This window comes from Pararobbsia alpina, assembly GCF_965118125.1.
Taxonomy (GTDB): Bacteria; Pseudomonadota; Gammaproteobacteria; order Burkholderiales; family Burkholderiaceae; genus Pararobbsia; species Pararobbsia alpina_A.
The window spans coordinates 1,026,505-1,046,164 of sequence record NZ_OZ221288.1 but is presented as its reverse complement, the minus strand read 5'-3'; the positions used below and the strand labels follow the sequence as shown (position 1 = coordinate 1,046,164).

Annotated in this window: 12 protein-coding genes and 1 pseudogene; 5 read left to right on the top strand and 8 right to left on the bottom strand. The window is 63.2% G+C overall.

Annotation, left to right across the window (positions count from 1 at the left end):
• Positions 1-12: 12 nt before the first annotated feature.
• The 3 genes from hpnI to ACMFWR_RS22885 form a co-directional block, all read right to left on the bottom strand.
• Positions 13-1,185 (bottom strand): bacteriohopanetetrol glucosamine biosynthesis glycosyltransferase HpnI, encoded by a 1,173-nt coding sequence (gene hpnI / locus ACMFWR_RS22895; protein WP_413196980.1) that lies wholly within the window; start codon positions 1,183-1,185, stop codon positions 13-15.
• Between the two features lie 97 nt (positions 1,186-1,282).
• Positions 1,283-2,668 (bottom strand): ATP-binding protein, encoded by a 1,386-nt coding sequence (locus tag ACMFWR_RS22890; protein ID WP_413196979.1) that lies wholly within the window; start codon positions 2,666-2,668, stop codon positions 1,283-1,285.
• Complete coding sequence (locus tag ACMFWR_RS22885) at positions 2,665-3,324, bottom strand: response regulator (RefSeq protein ID WP_413196978.1); 660 nt, start codon at positions 3,322-3,324, stop codon at positions 2,665-2,667. Before ACMFWR_RS22885 ends, ACMFWR_RS22890 begins: the two co-directional genes overlap by 4 nt.
• A 129-nt stretch (positions 3,325-3,453) precedes the next feature.
• On the opposite strand from ACMFWR_RS22885, the gene ACMFWR_RS22880 reads away from it, so the two are divergent.
• Positions 3,454-4,473 (top strand): beta-propeller fold lactonase family protein, encoded by a 1,020-nt coding sequence (locus ACMFWR_RS22880; protein WP_413196977.1) that lies wholly within the window; start codon positions 3,454-3,456, stop codon positions 4,471-4,473.
• Positions 4,474-4,604: 131 nt separating this feature from the next.
• On the opposite strand, the gene ACMFWR_RS22875 is transcribed toward ACMFWR_RS22880, so the two are convergent.
• Positions 4,605-4,871 carry a DUF4148 domain-containing protein gene (locus tag ACMFWR_RS22875; protein WP_413196976.1) on the bottom strand — a complete coding sequence of 89 codons (267 nt, stop codon included), beginning with the start codon at positions 4,869-4,871 and terminating at the stop codon, positions 4,605-4,607.
• 340 nt (positions 4,872-5,211) lie between these two features.
• Between ACMFWR_RS22875 and ACMFWR_RS22870 the strand changes: the two genes are divergently transcribed.
• Positions 5,212-6,117 (top strand): LysR family transcriptional regulator, encoded by a 906-nt coding sequence (locus tag ACMFWR_RS22870; RefSeq protein ID WP_413196975.1) that lies wholly within the window; start codon positions 5,212-5,214, stop codon positions 6,115-6,117.
• Between the two features lie 51 nt (positions 6,118-6,168).
• Here ACMFWR_RS22870 and ACMFWR_RS22865 read toward each other — a convergent pair whose 3' ends face one another.
• The 4 genes and pseudogenes from ACMFWR_RS22865 to ACMFWR_RS22850 form a co-directional block, all read right to left on the bottom strand.
• Positions 6,169-6,345: a DUF1427 family protein gene (locus ACMFWR_RS22865; RefSeq protein ID WP_413196974.1), complete on the bottom strand. Its 177-nt coding sequence runs from the start codon at positions 6,343-6,345 to the stop codon at positions 6,169-6,171.
• Positions 6,342-7,334, bottom strand: a complete 993-nt coding sequence (locus ACMFWR_RS22860; RefSeq protein ID WP_413196973.1) for a quinone oxidoreductase family protein — start codon at positions 7,332-7,334, stop codon at positions 6,342-6,344. The genes ACMFWR_RS22865 and ACMFWR_RS22860 overlap by 4 nt, the downstream gene beginning before the upstream one ends.
• Positions 7,335-7,453: 119 nt before the next feature.
• Complete coding sequence (locus ACMFWR_RS22855) at positions 7,454-8,284, bottom strand: AraC family transcriptional regulator (protein WP_413196972.1); 831 nt, start codon at positions 8,282-8,284, stop codon at positions 7,454-7,456.
• 686 nt (positions 8,285-8,970) lie between these two features.
• Positions 8,971-9,219 (bottom strand): annotated as a pseudogene (locus ACMFWR_RS22850) (J domain-containing protein); the annotation flags it as partial.
• A gap of 179 nt (positions 9,220-9,398) precedes the next feature.
• Between ACMFWR_RS22850 and recC the strand changes: the two are divergent.
• Genes recC through recD form a run of 3 tightly spaced genes read left to right on the top strand, consistent with a single transcriptional unit; the run spans position 9,399 to position 19,611 of the window.
• Positions 9,399-13,202 (top strand): exodeoxyribonuclease V subunit gamma, encoded by a 3,804-nt coding sequence (recC, locus tag ACMFWR_RS22845; RefSeq protein ID WP_413196971.1) that lies wholly within the window; start codon positions 9,399-9,401, stop codon positions 13,200-13,202.
• Complete coding sequence (gene recB, locus ACMFWR_RS22840; protein WP_413196970.1) at positions 13,199-17,335, top strand: exodeoxyribonuclease V subunit beta; 4,137 nt, start codon at positions 13,199-13,201, stop codon at positions 17,333-17,335. The genes recC and recB overlap by 4 nt, the downstream gene beginning before the upstream one ends.
• A complete protein-coding gene (gene recD / locus ACMFWR_RS22835; RefSeq protein WP_413196969.1) occupies positions 17,332-19,611 on the top strand; it encodes an exodeoxyribonuclease V subunit alpha in 2,280 nt (759 codons plus the stop codon). Before recB ends, recD begins: the two co-directional genes overlap by 4 nt.
• The last annotated feature ends 49 nt before the right edge of the window (positions 19,612-19,660 follow it).

Below are 19,660 nucleotides of genomic sequence, written 5' to 3'. Positions count from 1 at the left end.
CAGTCGAACCGCTTATTCAAATGCGTTGGGAAGCTTGGCGTCAACGGTTTTGTCGTGCAACGACACACTGTTGTTGCGCCATAACACGTGGTCGCCCGTAAAGGCGGCAATCCATTGCGTCGCGAGCAGCAGGTCGCGGATCGGGCCCAGTGCCATTTCTCGCAGACGCGGCCGCTTGACTCCGGTGCGCGCCCGCGTGCGCCAGCGCGTAATGAGCCGTGCAGCACCACCGACGCTTGCAATCGCAAAACTCAGCGTCGTATGGCTCAGGCACGCGCCAACGGCAATCAGCGGCCACGAGAATGTCACGAACACAAACGCAAATCCAACCGGGTTCAGCGTGCGAATCGTACGCAGCCAGCGGATTTCACGTTGCCACAGATGTGTGAAGCTTTGTTCGATGACATCCGTATGAACGACCACAGGCGACAGTACGGTATGCAGACCTTTTTGCCGCGCATATTCGGCCAGCCAGAAATCATCGGCGAGCCGGTCGCGCAGTGACTCGAAGCCGCCGATATGCGTGAGCGTATCGCGGCGAAAAGCCAGGGTCGCGCCAAAACCGAAGCTGCGGGAGCCGAGTGCCGCCGATACGCGGACCGACGGTGCAAACCACCCGTCAATAAATTCGCCGCCCATCTGCGCCCAGAATCCCGCTTCGCTGCGCGCATGATACAGACAAGTGACGACGCCGACGCGCTGATCGACGAGCGGCGCGGTGACATTCACGAGATAGTCCGGATCTACCGAAATATCGCTGTCGGCGACAACCATCCATTCATGACGCGCTTGTGACGCAATGTTGATCAGATTGCTGACTTTAGGGTTGCTGCCATGCACGCTCGGATCAACGACAAGCTTGATATCGCGATGCGGATGTTTGGCACGAAGCTCGCTTACGACACTGATTGCCGGATCGTTCGGCGAGCGCACGCCGAACACGAGTTCATAGTCAGGATGCGTCTGTTCGCAGAAGGTGTCGAGGTTCGACAGAAGGCGCGGCTCCGCGCCGCACAAGGGCTTGAGCACCGAAACAGGTTGTGCCGACGACGCGTCATGCGGGTGCTTGCGGCGCTCGAACCGACCGAATCGCTCGAGCGTGAAGGCAGCAAAGCACGCGTATCCGGTACCGAGAATGCACAGGCCGTAGCCGATCGTATGCACCCACCATGCGGCTTCGGTCATCGAGTCATGCTCCTTCATCGTAATGCATTGAAACAATCGACGGAGTGTGCTCGTCGCGTGCTTAAGAAAGCCTTAAGAGCGTGCCAGCTCTCAGGGTTTAAAGGCTTTCAATTCTGGAAGGAAATTGTGTCGCGGAAACTTCGGGTGTTGCGGGAACGCCGCGTTTAAGGCCGCTGATAATGACGTGCACGCCTTGACCCGATTTGACGTTCTCGAGCGTGATCGTGAGCTTGAGCCGCTCAGCCACGCGTTTGACGATGGACAAGCCAAGACCGCTGCCCAGCGCGTGTGAATCGGACCCGCGATAAAAGCGGTCGAATACGCGGTGGAGCTCGTCGGTCGGTATACCGATGCCGTTGTCGATAATCTCAACGGCCGCTTCTTCCTCGGAGACATCAATAATCCTGACATCCACGCACCCTCCGTCCTGCGTGTAGCGGACAGCGTTGTCGATCAGATTCCAGAGCAGCGTGCGCAATCCGTGAGCGTCGGCGACGACCCAACACGGTGTGTGCCCCTCAATGATGCCAAGGTCGATCTTTTTTTTCTCAGCGACCACGGAGAGATCCGTCACCACGTCGCTGACGACCGCAAGCAGATCGTTGGCCTTGGGTTCTGTGGCCCCGTTGGCGTCTTCGCGGGCGAGCGTAAGCAGTTGTTCAGCGAGGTGAATCGTGCGTGTCAGGCGCGCGTCGATGCGCGCCATGTGGTGTTGATGCGACGGTTCGGTGATGTCGGTCTGCGCAAGCTGAACCTGTAGTTTGAGCGCGGCGAGCGGCGAACGCAGTTCGTGCGCGGCATCGGCAATAAAGGTGCGTTGCGCTTGCAGGCTATCGTCGAGTCGCTTAAGCAAACCATTTAGCGCGCTCACGACCGGGCGGATTTCTGCCGGGGCTTCCATCGTGATGGGTGCCACTTCGGACACTGAGCGCCGCGACAGCTTGGACGACAGCACGCGCAGGCTGCGCAGCGAGTGTCCGATCGTCCACCATACGAACACCGCAAAAATGGCGGCGCCGATGCCCAGCGGCACGAGCGTTCGCAACGCGATGCGGCGCGCGAGCAGATCGCGGACTTCGATGGGTTGCGCGACCTCCACGTAGCGCTCGGGCTCACTCAGGCCGAACACACGCCATTCAATGCCGTCGTGGCGAATCGTATGCAGCCCGGGAGGCAGGCGCGGCAAGGTCGAATTTTCGGGCCAGCGGTAGTCCGGGTCGACCTTGTTGTCGACCCAGACCTGCGTGCCGACTTCTTCTTCGGAGAGTTCGATAAACAGCTTGTCCTGACTCGCGAGCCTCGCGGCATCGAGCGATGGCGGCACGGTCACCGCGAGTTCGCGTAGCGCGAAGTCGAACAACTCCGTCGCCTCGTCGAGCGCCTGACGGTAGACAAGCACGGAAGCGATCGCCATCACGATGGCCAGGCCGCCCAGCAGCCAGACGAGCAGCATGCGGCGGATCGAGTTCACCGAGGTGCTCATTGCGCTTTCATGCGGTATCCGACACCGCGCACCGTGACGATGACGCCTGGCGAGATCTTTCGGCGCAGGCTGTGGATATGCACCTCTATCGCGTTGCTTTCGATTTCCTGACCCCAGCCATACAGCTTGTCTTCGATGACTGCCTTGGCAAGCACGCGTTCGGGGTCTTCCATCAAGGCCTGCAATACGGCAAATTCGCGCGGCGACAGCGCGATCGACTTGCCCTCGAACACGACCTCGTGCGACGTGATGTTGAGCGTCAACGCCTCGTGCTGAAGCACGGCGGATGGCGCAAGACCGCGTCGTCGCGACAGCGCGCGCACACGCGCCGCAAGCTCGAGCACGCTGAATGGTTTGACGAGATAGTCGTCCGCTCCGGCGTCGAGGCCGTGAATACGATCTTCGAGCGCATCGCGGGCCGTCATGATCAGCACCGGCGCCGTGCCGCCGTCCTTGCGAAAGGCGGTGAGCAAGTCGATCCCGCTTCGACGCGGCAGACCCAGGTCGAGCACGATCAGGTCGTACACATCGTGCCCGAGCGCAAGCGAGCCTTCGTGGCCGTCGCGGACCCAATCGACCGCATGGGACTCACGACGCAGCGCATCGGTGACGGTCTCGCCGATCATCGGATCGTCTTCAATAAGGAGAATTCGCATGGCGGAAATGCTACACGTTCGAGGCTTGGCTGGAAGGTCAGGGCGTAGTCGGGTATTCCATTGAGCGCGCGTAGCATGCGTACAATGCGCGTGCTGATGTTTGCCAACTGATCTGCCGTGCGATCCGAGATGCCCAAGTCCTTACTGCCTGCTTTCCCCCTTCGCCTGTTGTCGAGTGTCGCCGCGATCGCGGCCGTGAGTCTGTCCGCGTGGTCCACGCCGGCTGCTGCCGGTACGGTGGTCGTGCTCGATTCCGCCGAAGCTCAGTTGTCGTTGATCGATGAGGCGACGCATAAAGTCATGAGCACCGAGCCGACTGGCAAGGAACCTCATCACTTGATGATCACGCCCGATGGCTCCTCGCTGATCGTCGCTGATTCGATTTCGAACGATCTGATGTTTCTCGATCCGCATACGGGCAAGGTGCAAAAGCGCCTCGCCGATATCGAGGATCCGTATCAGCTCGGTTTTTCGCCTGATCACAAATGGTTCGTGACGGCGGCCCTGCGACTCGATCGCGTGGATATCTACCACTACGACGGGCAGAACTACACGATCGCCAAACGGATTCCGCTTGGAAAGACACCGAGCCATATGACGTTCGCATCGGATGGCAAGACCGTCTATGTGACGTTGCAGGATTCCGGTGAGCTCGCCGCGATCGATCTCGCGACGCAGAACGTGCTCTGGAAGATGCCCGTCGGCAATGCGCCGGCAGGGCTATGGATGACGCCCGGAGACAAATACCTGCTGGTGGGCATGACGGGTGAAGACGATGTCGCCGTGGTCGACCCGCATACGCATCAGGTCGTCAAACGTATTCAGACGGGGCGCGGCGCGCATAACTTCCGCAACCTCGACGACGGCAAACACATTGCCGTGAGCAATCGTGTCGAGAGCACGATCAGCATTCTCGACTACACGACGCTGACCAAGGTCGACGACATCACGGGGCTGTTACCCGGACCCGACGATATGGAATTGTCGGCCGACAAGCGCACGTTGTGGGTCACGTTCCGCTTCGCGCGCCACGTCGGCGTAATCGACCTCGCGTCGCGCAAGCTCGTCGACACCATTCACGTTGGTCGTTCGCCGCACGGTATCTATTTCGCGGACCGTGCGCCGGTATATTCGCCGAATCCGGATTGATCTCGGATTGATCGGGCGCGCGGACTTTGATGATGCGCTTCGGTTTGCTTTAGTCCGCTATCGGCGGACTGAAGCATTGATGCATTGGTGCAAAAACGGCGATCCTGGATCGCCGTTTTGTTTTTCCCGACTTATTCGCTGGCCAGCAGATGCTTGAACAGCTTCGGCTTGGCGACGCCCGTGCGATCCTGCGCACGAATCACGTCGCGGCTCGCCATGCTCTGGTCGGGGTAGCTGACTTTGTTCAGACGGCCCACGTCGCCCGTGCGATACGCTTGTGCGAGTTGCGCACGGACTTCGGCGCGGGTCAGGCCTTGCGTCGGCGTCGTGTCGGCGAAGGCGCTCGATGCGGCAGCGGTCAGGGCGGTCAGAAGGGCGGCAAGGGCGATCAATTTCATGGTGTAGTCCTGTTGGGTATTGCGTCCCGCTGTGCAGCGGCTTGGTGCGTAATGTATTGTGCGGCGCAGTAAGGGTAAACGTGTATTCCGTGAATTGACCGATCAGAATCGCTGAACAATCCGCCGAGATCGCCTGCTGGCAAGGGTTTGGATGATTATTGCGTGGGCGTGAAGAGTTCGTTGCGCTGCGGTGTAAAGAGGGTGGTAGTGGCAGAGAAGAGCCGCGCCAGCGCGTCGATTCAGCGCATATCGCGGTCTGCAACGGGCAGGAAATCAGTCGCGGTATTCAGCTACGGTCGGGACTCGATGTGGCCGTCGACAACACGAGGCATAAGAAACGATGGTTCGACTCGAAGATCTGGTGGTGTTCGTGACAGCGGCCGATCACGGCAGTTTGAGTGCGGCGGCGCGGCAGCTCGATATCTCACCGGCGGTGGCCAGCATGGCGCTCAAGCGGCTCGAAACGGAGGTCGGCGCCCGGTTGCTTGCCCGTTCGACCCGGAGCCTGCGTTTGTCGCCTGACGGCGAGCGGTACCTGAAGTTCGCCCGTACGGCGCTGACGGAGATCGAGGCGGGACGCGTGGCCGTTGCGCAGGGTCGGCAACGCGTCGGCGGCGAACTGACGCTGTCGATTCCGTCAGACCTCGGGCGGCATGTACTGGTCGACTGGCTTGACGAATTTCAGGCGCGTTATCCCGACGTGCATCTGCAGGTCCGGATCAGTGACCGCGTCGCAGACATTTTCAAGGAGCCGGTCGATCTGGCGGTGCGCTACGGCACGCCTGAAGACTCGACGCTCATCGTGCTGCCGCTCGCGCAGGACAACCGGCGTGTGCTGGTCGCAGCACCTGCGTATCTGGCCCGGCACGGCCGGCCGCTGCACCCCGAAGATCTCTCGCAGCACAACTGTCTGCGCTTTGCGTTGAGCGACACGGTCCATTCGCGCTGGACGTTTCATCGCGGCGGCGAGTCTCAAGTCGTGTCGGTCAAGGGCGATCGCGTCAGCGACGACGGTGAGCTTGTGCGGCGCTGGGCCGTCAATGGGCAGGGCATCGCCTACAAGTCGCGCATCGATGTGCTCGAAGACCTGCGAGCGGGCCGGCTCGAGCCGGTCATGCCGGACTACGAAGCCGAGGCCGCGCCGCTGAATCTGGTCTGCGCGCATCGCCTGATGTTGTCGCCCACCGTCAACGCGCTACGCGAATTGCTGGTGGAGCGCGTCGAGGGGTTTCTCAACGGTCGTTGATGCGTCGGCCTCGTCTCGCTTAACGCGTCACTTGTTTAACGCGTCACATGTTCAACTCGTCACGTGGGCCAGCAGCGTGCGTAAGACCGTCAAGCCGTGTTCGCCGGCCAGCATGCCAAAGAGTCCGACGAGTGCAATCGTCGGCGGCGCCGGGGATCGCACATGGGCGACGTTGTAGATCAACCCCACGACAATGCCGAGGCCCAGTGAAATCAGATAGGGCTTCATGACGCGTCTCCCTCACGTGCCGCCGACATATTGATCACGACGCGACCGCGCGTGCCACCGGCGACGGCGCGGTATGCGTCGCGCGCGTGATCGATCGAAAAGCGTTGCGCAATGACGGGCGGCTTGAGCTTGCCGCTGTCGAACCCTTCGGCAATGGCAGTCATCAAGGGTGCCGAGTCCGCGACACCAAGCTTCGCGCTATCGGTGCCGAACAGCTGCGTCTCATTGTGATAGAAGTCGATCAAGTCGAACTCCACGCGGCGCTTGCCCGTTGCGCTGATCTCGACGACGCGTCCGCGCCGGCGTGCGAGGCTCAGCGCCATCTCGAAGGCCACACCGCCTACCGCGTCGTACACGACATCGGCGCCGAGGCCATCGGTCAGCTCACGCACGCGCTCAGCCGAGTGCTCATCGAACGGCACGTATTCGTCAATCAGCTCGGCGGCAGGCGAGCCTTCGGCAGGTGCATGACGATCGACGCCAATCACGCGCGCACCGCGCGCCTTGGCGATCTGCGTAACGGCACCGCCGACACCGCCACCCGCACCGATCACGGCAATTGTCTCGCCTTCAGCAAGCTTCGCGTACTCGACGGTGCCAAGCCACGCGACGACAAAGTTCACGCCAATCGATGCGGCCTGTTCGTGGCTCAGCGTCACGGGCTTGCGTGAGAGCGCGGCCACGGGCACCTTGATGAACTGCGCATGCGTACCGTCGCGCGTGAAGCCGATATCTCCGCCGGTGCCCCAGACCTCCGCACCGATCCATTCAGCGGGACCGTCGATGACCACACCGCTGAAATCGCGACCCGGTACGCGGGGCAACACGGTGTGGGAGAAATGACCCGACACATTCTTGACGTCGCTTGGATTGATCGATGCGCTGCGGACTTCGACGATCGCGTTGCCGGCGTCTGCCGTGGGCGTCGGCAGTTCAATAAGTTCGAGCGTTTCCGGTTCGCCGAACGAGGTGATTTGCAGGGCTTTCATGACACGGACTCCTGGGATGAGGGTGAAGCAGCAGTCGACGGGTTTGCATGGCCCCGCTCGGGGCGACACCGTGTTTCTGCAGCGTTGGACGTCAGTGTAGGGAGACGCGCTGGCCGTGTTCAGACAGACGCTTTCGAATTTCGGACAGCCATATCGGGCTCGTCATCGGACACGCCGAGCGTGGAAGCCGGACGAAAATCGCTCGGAGCAACGCCAAGCTCGCGGCGGAACATGTCGCTGAAGCTGCTCGGCAGAAAGCCGAGCGAACGTGCGACGCTGCTGACCGACTGGCCCTCGGCCAGCTTTGAGACTGCGATGGCAAGCTGCACCTGACGACGCCATTCGGCGAAGCCAAGGCCCAGTTGGCGCGTGAACAGGCGTGCAAGCGTGCGTACGCTTGCGCCGACCGATGTCGCATGCTGCTCGAAGCTGATGTCGACTGACGGGTTGGCGATCACGGCACGGCACAGTCCTTCGAGACGCCGGTCCGTAGCGTCGGGCAAGCGGATGCGCAGCGAATAGCGTGCGGCGCGCGCGAGTTCGAGTGCGGCGAGCTGGTACGCCACTTCGAGATAGCCGTCGTCGCCTTCCTGCTCGCGTTGCGCGATGGTGGTGATGAGCTCCCGCAGCAGCCCGTTGACTTCGAAGACTTCGCCCTGCCGGCTCAGGTGGCCGATGTTCTGTCCATGCAGATACAGATTGCGCATCTCGACCGCGCTCATCATCAGGATCGAGTGGGTGGTGCCAGGGGGCAGCCAGACCGCGCGTTGCGGTGGAACGACGAGGGCTTCGCGTTCGATTTCGACCCACATGACGCCGGACACCGCATACAGCACCTGCGCCCAGTCGTGCACGTGCGGATCGATGCGCACGCCGCGTTCGTAGCGACGCGCAAGCGAATGTCCGCGTCCGGGCACGTCGTCGAGTACGGGAGGTGCTGGCTTGGCCATGGCAGCTAGAGCTTCAGACCGTTCAGAAAGTGGTACCAGAGGGCGCTGAACGCATGAGCGGGTGTGGCGGGGGCGTCGTCGGCGTGAAGCGTGTCGTCGGCCGGGTCCTCACCCTGAGACTCCGTCGCGTCGTCACGCGTCTTGCGCGTTGCCCTGCGGGACGGGCGCTTTGCCGAAGCGGACGTCGAGGCTGACGTCGCGGCAGCGGCTTCGGGAGTCTCAGAGGGTGATTGCGGAGAGGCTTGCGATGTTGTTGGAGCGGCATGTTCCGACGCTTCCGGAGCGCCTTCCCGCGGAGCAGGCGCAGGTGCTGCCTGCTGCGTTCGATGCCACGCCGATACGCTATCCGCGATGCGCTGCGCCTCGAGCACGTCGCACTGCTTGCCTAGCAGCACGCCGAACACGACATCGCGGTTGTAGCCGTCGCCGGCATACCGCATGGCGAGCGCAACCATGTCGGCGTAGCGAGATTCAGCGCGCATCCGTGTCTCGGCTTCGCGTTCGGTGTGCTCGCGCTCTGCACGTTCACGTTCGACGCGTTCACGTTCAATGCGCTCTCGTTCCGCATCTTGCCTGTGCCTGGCGCGTTCGCCTTCAGCTTTGTGCGTTGTAGGGCTCGGCGCTTCCTGTGGCGCTTCCTTTGGCACGTCCGGTTGCATGCGCCCGCCAACGCCGCGGTCTCGCTTTTCAGCTTCCTGTTTCCGAGCCCAGCGGCGCATCTCGGCCGCGAATATCGTGTCGTATTCGCGGCGTTGCGCGGGGTCCGACAGGATCGCGTAGGCCGCCTTGACTTCCTGAAACGCGGCGTGCGCAGCCGCTTCGTTGCCGGCATTGCGGTCGGGATGCCACTTCATCGTGGCCTTGCGGTAGGCACGTTTGAGCTGTTCGGCGTCGGCATGTTCGCTCACACCGAGCGTGTCGTACAGAGTGGTCATGGCGGGACTCAGCGGCGGCTCACGTCGGCATCGATCCTAGCACGTGAAAATTGAGGCCCCGTGAATGGTTGTCGGGCGGCACAAAGCCCGCTAGGCTTTGCTCTTTGCCAGGCCGGTGCCCGCTCAGGCGGTATGACCTGCCTGACAGCCTGTTTTCTGATTTTCTGACGGAGTCTTGTTTGAGTTCACAGTCGATCATCCCGGGCCTGATGCTTGTGCACGGTAACCGCTCCGAGCGGTTGCGCGACCTGCTGGTCCAGTGGATGAAGCGATATCCGCTTGCCCCGCTCGAAACCGAGGTCGTGCTCGTGCAAAGCAACGGGATCGCGCAGTGGCTCAAACTCGCGCTCGCCGAAGACGAGTCGGAATCGGGCGAGGGCGGCTGCGGCATCGCTGCGGCCCTCGATGTCTCGCTGCCGTCGCGATTTATCTGGCAGGTGTATCGGAGCGTGCTCGGGCGTGACGCCGTGGCCGAAGTCTCGCCATTCGATCGATCCCGGCTGGTCTGGCGCCTGATGCGCGTGCTGCCGGCGTGCGTCGGCGATGAGGTGTTTGCACCTCTGCGGCGTTTCATGCATATCGACGACGATCAGCGCAAACGCTTCCAGCTCGCTGACCGGCTCGCCGATCTGTTCGACCAATATCAGATGTACCGCGCGGACTGGCTCGATGCATGGGCCAACGGCGACGACGTGCTGACCGGGTTGCGCGGCGAGCGCACGCCGCTGCCGGCCGAGCAAGCCTGGCAGCCCGCGCTGTGGCGTGCGCTGCTCGACGATGTGGAAGCGACCGCGAGCGAACACGCCCTTGATACGACGACGTCAAACAGCGGACGAGCCGCGGTGCATGCGGCGTTTCTGGAGCGCGCACAAGCGTGGGCACGTGAGGGCGCGAACAGAAAAGCGCCCGCGGGGCTGCCGCGCCGAGTTGTCGTCTTCGGGATTTCAAGCATGCCGCAGCAGTCGCTTGAAGTCCTTGCCGCCATCTCGTCGTGGACGCAGGTGCTGATGTGCGTGCCTAACCCCTGTGCGCACTACTGGGCTGATATCGTGGCGGACAACGCGTGGCTGCGCAGTGCTCGCTCACGGCAGCAGCGACGCGAAGGCATGCCTGTCGAGCTGCGCGAAGACGAGCTGTATCTGTACGCGCAGCCGTTACTCGCGGCGTGGGGCAAGCAGGGACGCGACTTTATCGGATTGCTCGACGAATACGACAGCGCCGAATCGCGTGACCGCTATCAGGCGCAGTTCTCCGGGATCGGGCAACGCATCGACTTGTTCGATGCCGATGACGCGACGAATCTGCTCGAACAACTCCAGGAAGACATTCGCGATCTGCGTCCGCTGCATGAGACGCGTGAGAACTGGCCGGGTGTCGATCCTGAGTTCGATACGTCGATCCGGTTTCATATCGCGCACGGTGCGCTGCGTGAAGTCGAGATCCTGCACGATCAGCTGCTGGCCGCCTTCAATGCCGATCCGACGCTTCGACCGCGCGACGTCATCGTGATGGTGCCGGACATCGAAGCCTATGCGCCTCACATTCAGGCCGTGTTCGGCTTGCCGGGTCGTGACGATCCGCGCCACATTCCGTTCACGGTGGCCGATCGTGGCCAACGGCACGCCGATCCGCTCGTGGGCGCGTTCGAAACACTGCTGGGCCTGCCACGCTCGCGCATGACCGTCAGCGATCTGCTCGACCTGATCGAGGTGCCCGCGCTGCGCCAGCGGTTTGGCATCGACCAGGCCGACGTGCCGAAGCTGCGAACGTGGATTCACGGCTCGAATATCCGCTGGGGGCTCGATGCCGAGCAACGTGCGAGCCTCGATTTGCCGCGTGACGCCCGGCAGGCAGCGCCCCACACCTGGGCGTTCGGTTTGCGGCGGATGCTGCTCGGATATGCGGTCGGTGACGACGTCGGTGCATGGCGCGATATCGAGCCGTACGGCGAGATTGGCGGTCTCGATGCCGTGCTGATCGGTCCGCTCGTTGACCTGATCGATGCGCTCGAAGCCACGTGGCGTACGCTTCGCGAGCCGGCGACGGTCGCGCAGTGGTGCGAACGGCTGCGTGCGCTGAAGGAACGGTTTTTCCTCGCCAGCAGCAACGACGACACGCTGACCCTCGCACGCCTCGACAACGCCTTGCAAAGCTGGTTCGACATCTGCGATGAGGCCGCTCTTGCCGAGCCGTTGCCGCTCTCGGTCGTAGGCGACTACTGGCTCTCGCAGCTCGACGACAACAGCCTGTCGCAACGGTTTTTTGCGGGCGCCGTGACGTTTGCGACGTTGATGCCGATGCGCGCGATACCGTTCCGTCGCGTCTGTCTGCTCGGCATGAACGATGGCGACTTTCCGCGTACGCGTATTCCGACCGACTTCGATCTGATGGCCCGGCAGTATCGGCCCGGCGATCGATCACGACGCGAGGACGATCGTTACTTGCTGCTTGAAGCGTTGCTGTCGGCTCGCGAGCATCTGCACATTTCGTGGGTCGGACGCAGCATCAACGACAACAGTGAGCGGCCGCCTTCGGTGCTGATCAGTCAGTTGCGTGACCATCTCGCAGCGGGATGGCACCTCGATGGCGCGGGCGATGAAGAAGGGCCATCGGACGCTTCCGATCAGGCGCTGCTGCATGCGCTGACCGTCGAGCATCCGCTGCAGCCGTTCAGCGACGAATACTTTCCGGCCGATCCGGAGGACTCCGCGCTCTTTACGTATGCAGCGGAGTGGCGGGCCGCGAAGGGTCAGCAGGGTCCTGCCGATACCCGCGGTCCCGCTGGCACCGATACCCTCGACACGCTCGACACGCTCGACACGGAAAGACTCCCCGCTATCGATCGCAGTGAACCGCTGACGCTGCGTGAACTCACCGACTTTCTGAAGAATCCTGTTCGCGCATTTCTGACTCAGCGCCTTCGTGTTTTCCTCGAGGCCGAGGAAAGCGGGCGCGACGACCACGAGCCGTTTGGTTTTGACGGGCTCAAGCGCTGGTCGTTGCAGAACGAATTGATTCGCGCGCAGACGATCGCATTGCGTGACGGCGACGATCCGGCCGAAGCGCGGCGCGAACGGCTCGAACGCATTCGACGCCGCGGAGATCTTGCCGCGGGTGGCTTTGGCGACATGATGAGCGACACCCTTGTCGAGCCCATGGACGCTTTGCTCGACACGTACCGTGATCTGCTCGAACGCTGGCCTCTCGTGTCGAACGAGGAGCGCGAAGTGCGGTTCGTCGATGAGCGGCTCGACAGCGCGGGATTGCCGCTGACGCCGGGTGTGGCGGACTGGCTCGGTGGCTTTCGCTGCAACAGCGATGGGCAATGGGCGCGTGTGTTGATTGAAACCAGCGACCTCGTCAAGGAAAGCCACTTTCGTGGCGACCGGTTGATCGGATACTGGATTCAGCACCTGGCGGCCAATCTGGACGGCCTGGGGGCGACCACCGTCGTCGTGAGCAAAAAGGGCACGGCCGAATTCGGACCGATGACGCGCGAGGATGCGCGCGCCCATCTGGTCACGCTGCTCGACACATGGTGCGAAGGCATGCGACGGCCATTGCCGCTTGCAACCCGGACGGGTTTCGACTGGCTGCGCGCTTCGGCTTCGGACGGAGGCGGCCGTCGCGGAGGGAACGCCCCGGCGGTTGCTCCCGATCCGGAAGCGATCGAAGCGAAGGCGTTTGCGACCGCACGGCTCGCGTACGAGGGCGCCCTGAAGGCAGCCGGAGAAGTCGAAACGAGCGCAAGCCTGCACCGTGCGTATCCGGATTTTGCGGCGCTCACGATGAGCGGCGAGTTCAAACGACTTGCGCAGACGCTGCTAAGCCCGGTGACACGCTCAGTTGTTCGCGCAAAGGATCGGGAAAAGGCTGCGGAGACTGGGCTGGGAAAAGGCTTGGATAAAAGCGGCGGAGAGGGCCTGCAAAAAGGGCCAAATACAGGCCGAGATACCGACGAGTCAACCGGAGCCGGACAATGAGCGACGATACGTTGTCCGGTCAAGGCGCGGGCGCCGCGGTTCCCAGGCCGCTCGATGCGTTGCGCTTCCCTTTGTGGGGGCGCAGCCTGATCGAGGCGAGTGCGGGAACCGGCAAGACTTTCACGATCGCGATGTTGTATGTGCGGTTGGTGCTGGGTCATGAAGGCGCGCAACAGGACGGCATCGGCATCGGCGTCGACATGAACGTCTTCGATGACGGCGACGGTCTCGACTTTTCCGATGATGCGGGCTACGCGGACGATGACGCCGAAACGGCGGACGCGATGCTGCAATCCGACGAAGGCGTCACGCGGCTGCGTGGACCCGGGCGAGTCGCCACGTTGACGCCACCGGAAATTCTGGTGGTGACGTTCACCGACGCCGCGACAAAAGAGCTGCGTGACCGCATTCGTGCGCGCCTGAGCGAGGCGGCCCTGTATTTTCAGACGCCGCCCGATGAGGTCGACCCCCTGCCGCGCGGCAAGGACCTGCTGCATGACTTGCGGGACGACTACCCCGAAGAGCGATGGCTTGCCTGCGCTCGCAAGCTGCAGCTGGCCGCGGAGTGGATGGACGAAGCCGCCGTCTCGACGATTCACGGCTGGTGCAACCGGATGTTGCGCGAACATGCGTTCGACAGCGACAGCCTGTTCACGCAAGCGCTCGAAACGGACCAGACCGAACTGCTTGCCGAGGTCGTGCGCGACTATTGGCGAAGCTTTATGTCGTCGCTCGACGCGGGTGCAGCGTCGGTCGTCTCCGACTGGTTCCCGGACCCCGATACGTTACGGGCGAAGATACGCGCATTGCTCGAGTATGCCGACGCGCTGCCCGACGGTGCGCCACCGGTCGAAGCCATCGGCGAGGCAAAGCGTGACGCCGCGCGCGAACTCGCCGCACTCAAAGCGCCCTGGATGGGATGGCTCGACGCGATGGAGGCCGAGATCGATGCGGCGCGCGAGGCGGGGCAGTTCGCGCCGCGCCAGCTTGCCAAAGGCAACTGTACGCGGTGGTTCAACGCACTGCGCGGCTGGGCGAGCGACCGTGCGGAACGCGTGCCGAACGAATCGGCGGTCGCGAAGCTCGCCGCGTCCGCGATTGCACAAGTGTGCGTGCAAGGCGAGCCGCCTTCGCACGAAGGATTCGTCGCACTCGAAACGTTGTCGAGTGCGATTGCGGCGCTGCCGGACGGCAGGGATGCCGTGCTCCGCCATGCGGTCAAGTGGATTGCGAAACGCTTTGCGGACGAGCAGGGGCGTCGCTCGCAGATGGGGTTCAACGAACTCCTGACCAAGCTCGATGCGGCGCTGCAAGGCCCGAATGGCGAGCGACTCGCGAACGTGATCCGCACGCAGTTTCCTGTTGCGCTGATCGACGAGTTTCAGGACACCGATCCGGTCCAGTACCGGATCTTCGATACGGTCTACCGTGATCAGACAGAGACCGGCCTGATCATGATTGGCGACCCGAAGCAGGCGATTTACGCGTTCCGCGGTGCCGATATCCATACGTACCTTGCGGCACGGCGCGCGTGCGGCGATCGACTCTATACGCTTGCGCGGAACTTCCGTTCGACACGTGAAATGGTCGACGCAGTCAACGCGTGCTTCGCGCTGGCCGAACATCGTACCAGCGGCGCAGGTGCGTTTTTGTTCCGCACGATGGGTGAAGGCGGCGAGTCGATCAACCCGGTTCCTTTCGTCGAGGTCGATGCCAAGGGACGCGACGATCGATTCGTCGTGGATCAGGCACCCGCGACGGCGTTGACGGCCTGGTGGCTCGACTCGGATCGTGCTGACGGCACGCTGGCGAAGGGGGCCTACCTCGAGCGGATGTCGGCCGCGTGTGCGACGGAGATGGTGGCCTTGCTCAATCAGGGGCAACGCGGGACAACGGGTTTTGAAGGCACGTCAGGTTTTCGCGCCTTGCGACCTGCCGATATGGCGGTGCTCGTCAACAATCGGAACGAGGCCGATGCGATCCGCTCGGCACTCGCGCGCCGCGGTGTGCGAAGCGTGTATCTGTCCGACAAGGACTCCGTTTTCCTCGCGCCGCCCGCGGCCGAAATCCAGCATTGGCTCGCCGCCTGTGCTGAACCCGATGATGGACGCCTGGTTCGAACTGCACTTGCGACGCGCACACTGGGACTCAGCTGGCACGAACTCGAGACACTGCGCGGCGACGAGCTCGCGTGGGAAAGCTGCGTGATGCGCTTCCGGGAATACCGCGATGACTGGCGACGCCAGGGTGTGTTGCCGATGCTTCGGCGCATCCTCAACGACTATCGCGTGCCCGCGCGTCTGCTCGAAACGCAGGCGGGTGAGCGCACGCTGACTGACGTGCTGCATGTCTGCGAGTTGCTGCAACAGGCGAGTACGCTGATTGAAGGCGAGCACGGTCTGATCCGGTGGCTTGCCGAAGAGCGCCAGGCTGCGCAAAACGATCATGCCGCGACGGGCGATGCTCAGCAGATTCGCCTCGAAAGCGACGGCGACCTCGTCAAGGTCGTGACGGTTCACAAGTCGAAGGGGCTCGAGTATCCGCTGGTGTTTCTTCCATTTGCGTGCACCTTCCGCGAGGTCGATATCAAGGACGTGCCGCTCAAGTGGCACGACGACGAAGGGGCGTTGCACGTTGAGCTGACCGCGACGGAGACGACGGTCGCACGCGCTGATCGCGAGCGTCTGGGAGAAGACCTGCGCAAGCTCTACGTGGCGCTGACGCGCGCACGCTATGCGACGTGGGTGGGCTTCGCTCCGCTCAGCGGATTCGAGCGCAGTGCGTTCGGCTACCTGTTGAACGGGGGCGAAGCGCTGCCGGTGAATGGACTCGAGGCTGTGCTTGAGGCGCGGTTCGACGCCTGTGAGCCGATCGCCGTACACGGTGCTCCGACGCCCGATGAAGCGCGCTTTGTGGCCGTCGAGCAGGCGACCCGTCGAGGTGCGGCACGCACCTCGATCGATGTCGTCAGCGAGCCGTGGTGGATCGCAAGCTATTCGAGCCTGAAGACTGCGCAGGGTGACGAGGCCGCGGCTGCTGACACGCCCGACGAAGACGTCATGATGGAGTTGCTCGAGGACGAACCGCTTGACGATGAGGCGCTTGACGATGACGTAGCCGCCGGTCGGCGAGGCGCGCAAGCGCATGCGCAAGAGCCTGCTCAAGGGCCTGCTCAAGGGCCCGCATACGAGCAAACGACCGGGCATCTGAATGAGCATGCGACCGAGCCTGCGCAAGAGCGTGCAGATCCCGATACGTATCAGGAAGCGTTGCAGTTCGGTTCATCTTCGGCGATCCACGAATTCCCGCGCGGGTCAGACCCGGGCAGCTTCCTGCACGATCTGCTCGAATGGGCGGCAACCGAGGGCTTCGGTGAAGTCACGCGCAATCCCGACGGGCTTCGCGATGTCGTTGCACGCCGTTGCCAGGTGCGCGGCTGGGAGCGCTGGATCGACACGCTCACCGACTGGCTGCTGCGTCTGCTGAGCACGCCGCTGGCATTGCCCGATTCAGGCGGCGTCGAGCCCACGGTCGTGCGCTTGTCCGGGCTTGAGACGTATCTCGCGGAAATGGAATTCTGGATTGCCGCGCATGCCGTCAATACGCTCGATATCGATGAGGCGGTGCGACAAGGGACGCTCGATGGTGCACGCCGCCCTGTCCTCGAACCCGCGCGGCTCAATGGCATGCTCAAGGGGTTTATGGATCTGGTTTTCGAGCATGGAGGGCGCTACTACGTGGCCGACTACAAGTCGAACTGGCTCGGGCCCGACGACGGCGCGTATTCATACGAGCGCATGCGCACGCAGATTCTTCATTCGCGTTATGAACTTCAGTACGTGCTTTACCTGTTCGCGCTGCATCGATTGCTCAGGGCACGGCTGCCCGACTACGACTATGACGAGCACATTGGCGGAGCGGTCTATGTGTTTGTACGAGGCATCGGTGCGCCCACGCAGGGCATCCACGTCGAGCGGCCGCCGCGCGAACTGATCGACCGCCTCGACGATTTGTTCGCGCATGGCGACACGCGTCATGCGCAAGCCGTGGCGCACGCTGCCTTGGTCATGGATTCGGGCACGGATACGCGCAGTCATTCGAGCGCGGATTGGGACGACGAGGAGCACGCATGAGCGGGACAGGAATGAACGCGGCAGGAATGGCCGCAAAAGGAATGGCCGGAACGGGCCCCGGCGCAATCGCCTCGCCGGCACAACACGCGTCGTTACACCTATCGCCTTTGGGGCGCATGCAAGCCCTGCTTGCTTCATGGGTCGATCACGGCTGGCTGAGGCGCGTGGATCTGGCCTTTGCCGACTTCCTCGCGCGCGAGTTGCCCGATGCGCCGCCGCTGTTGCTGCTTGGCGCAGCACTCGCGAGCCATCAGCTGGGCAGAGGGCATGCGTGCCTCGACCTGGCTGCCACGCTTGAGAACCCCTCGTTCGCACTGTCGCTTCCGCCTGACGACCCTCGCGCGCGTGAAGTGATCGAGCCGGCGGCATGGCCCGCAAAAGTCCTCGCCGACGTCACACTTGAGCAATGGCGGCAGGCATTGTCCGACCCGGCTGTTGTCGGAAGCGGCGCCGGGGAAACGCCACTCGTGCTCGTCGACACGCGACTGTATCTGCGCAGATATTGGCAATACGAACGTAATGTGCGACGCGGCATTGCGCGACGGCTGAGCGAGCCCAGTCGCTTCGACGATAATCGTTCCGCGACGGCGTTGCGCGCGGCGCTCGATGCGTTGTTTGAAGGTACGAGCGACACCGCCGCCATGATGGCCAAGGGTGTCATGAGCAGCGCGGGGCGTGCGAACGGCACGCCGCAATCGGCAGGCGCCAAGCGGGCGAAGGACGATCGCAGCGCCGCCTTTGCTGCCGACTGGCAGAAGCTCGCGTGTGCGCTCGCGGCACGTAGCGCATTCAGCATCGTGACCGGCGGACCGGGCACGGGTAAAACGACGACCGTCGTCAAACTGCTGGCCCTCTTGCAAGCGATGGCGCTCGGTGCCGAAGCGGAGAGCGGGGGCTCACGGTCCTTGCGGATCCGTCTGGCGGCGCCGACCGGCAAGGCCGCTGCCCGGCTCAACGAATCGATTGCGGGGGCGGTCGGCCGTTTGCCGCTCGACGCATTCGAACGTGCCGATGACATTCGCGCCGCGATCCCCGTCGATGTGACGACGCTCCACCGACTGCTCGGCACCCGTCCTGGCACGCGCCGCTTCCGGCATAACGCCGAAGCACCGTTGTCACTGGATGTGCTCGTGATCGACGAAGCGTCGATGGTGGATCTCGAGATGATGTCGGCCGTGCTCGATGCGTTGCCGCCGCATGCGCGGCTGATCCTGCTCGGCGACAAGGATCAGCTGGCGTCTGTCGAGGCCGGCGCCGTGCTCGGCGAGCTATGCCGCCGCGCAGCGGAAGGCCACTACACGTCGCAGACGCAAGGTTGGCTCGAGGCGATGACGGGTGAGCATGTCGACGAGCGTCTGGTGGACATGTCGGGCACCACGCTCGATCAGGCAGTGGCGATGCTCCGGCAAAGCCATCGCTTCAAGGAAAGCAGCGGTATCGGCCAGCTCGCCGCGGCGGTCAATGCAGGAAGTGCAGCCGAAGTCGCGAAGATCTGGACGCGCGGATATGCGGACATCGCGATGCTCGAATGTTCGGACGGCCAGGATGCGGCTTTCAGCGCGCTGGTCGTCGACGGCGTATTTCGCCCGCACGACGCGCAGGGACTCGATCTCACCGACGCGCGCGACGGCTACCGGCACTATCTGCAAACCCTGCGCGACCACCGCCCTGATTCGACGACCACCGATCAGGACGCCTACGACGCGTGGGCCCGCGAGGTGCTTCGCGCACATGGCGCGTTTCAGCTGCTGTGCGCGCTGCGTCGCGGACCATGGGGTGTAGAAGGCCTCAATCGGCGGATCGAGTCGATCCTGGAGAGTGAAGGGCTGATCGAGCCAGCCGGCGAATGGTATCTGGGGCGTCCGGTGCTCGTGACGCGCAATGACTATGAGCTGGGCCTGATGAACGGCGACATGGGCATCACGCTCGGCCTGCCCGCAGACGACGGGACGCTGAAATTGCGCGTGGCGTTCCCCGCGGGCGATGGCACGGACAAGATCAAGTGGGTGTTGCCGAGCCGTCTGCAGGCGGTCGAGACAGTCTTCGCACTGACCGTGCACAAGTCGCAGGGATCGGAGTTTCTGCATGCCGCGCTCGTGCTGCCCGATGCGCCGAGCCCGGTGCTCACGCGCGAACTCGTCTACACGGGCATTACGCGGGCACGCGCGTTTCTGACGCTCGCTACCGCTGGTGGAGCGCGCGTCGTGCGTCAGGCGCTGGCTGCGCAAGTGCTACGCGCGAGTGGCTTGTCGACTGCGTTTGACGAGATCGAATAAGCGTCGCGTGCGCGTGCAACGACGCACGGCACATGGTTTGTCACTCCGG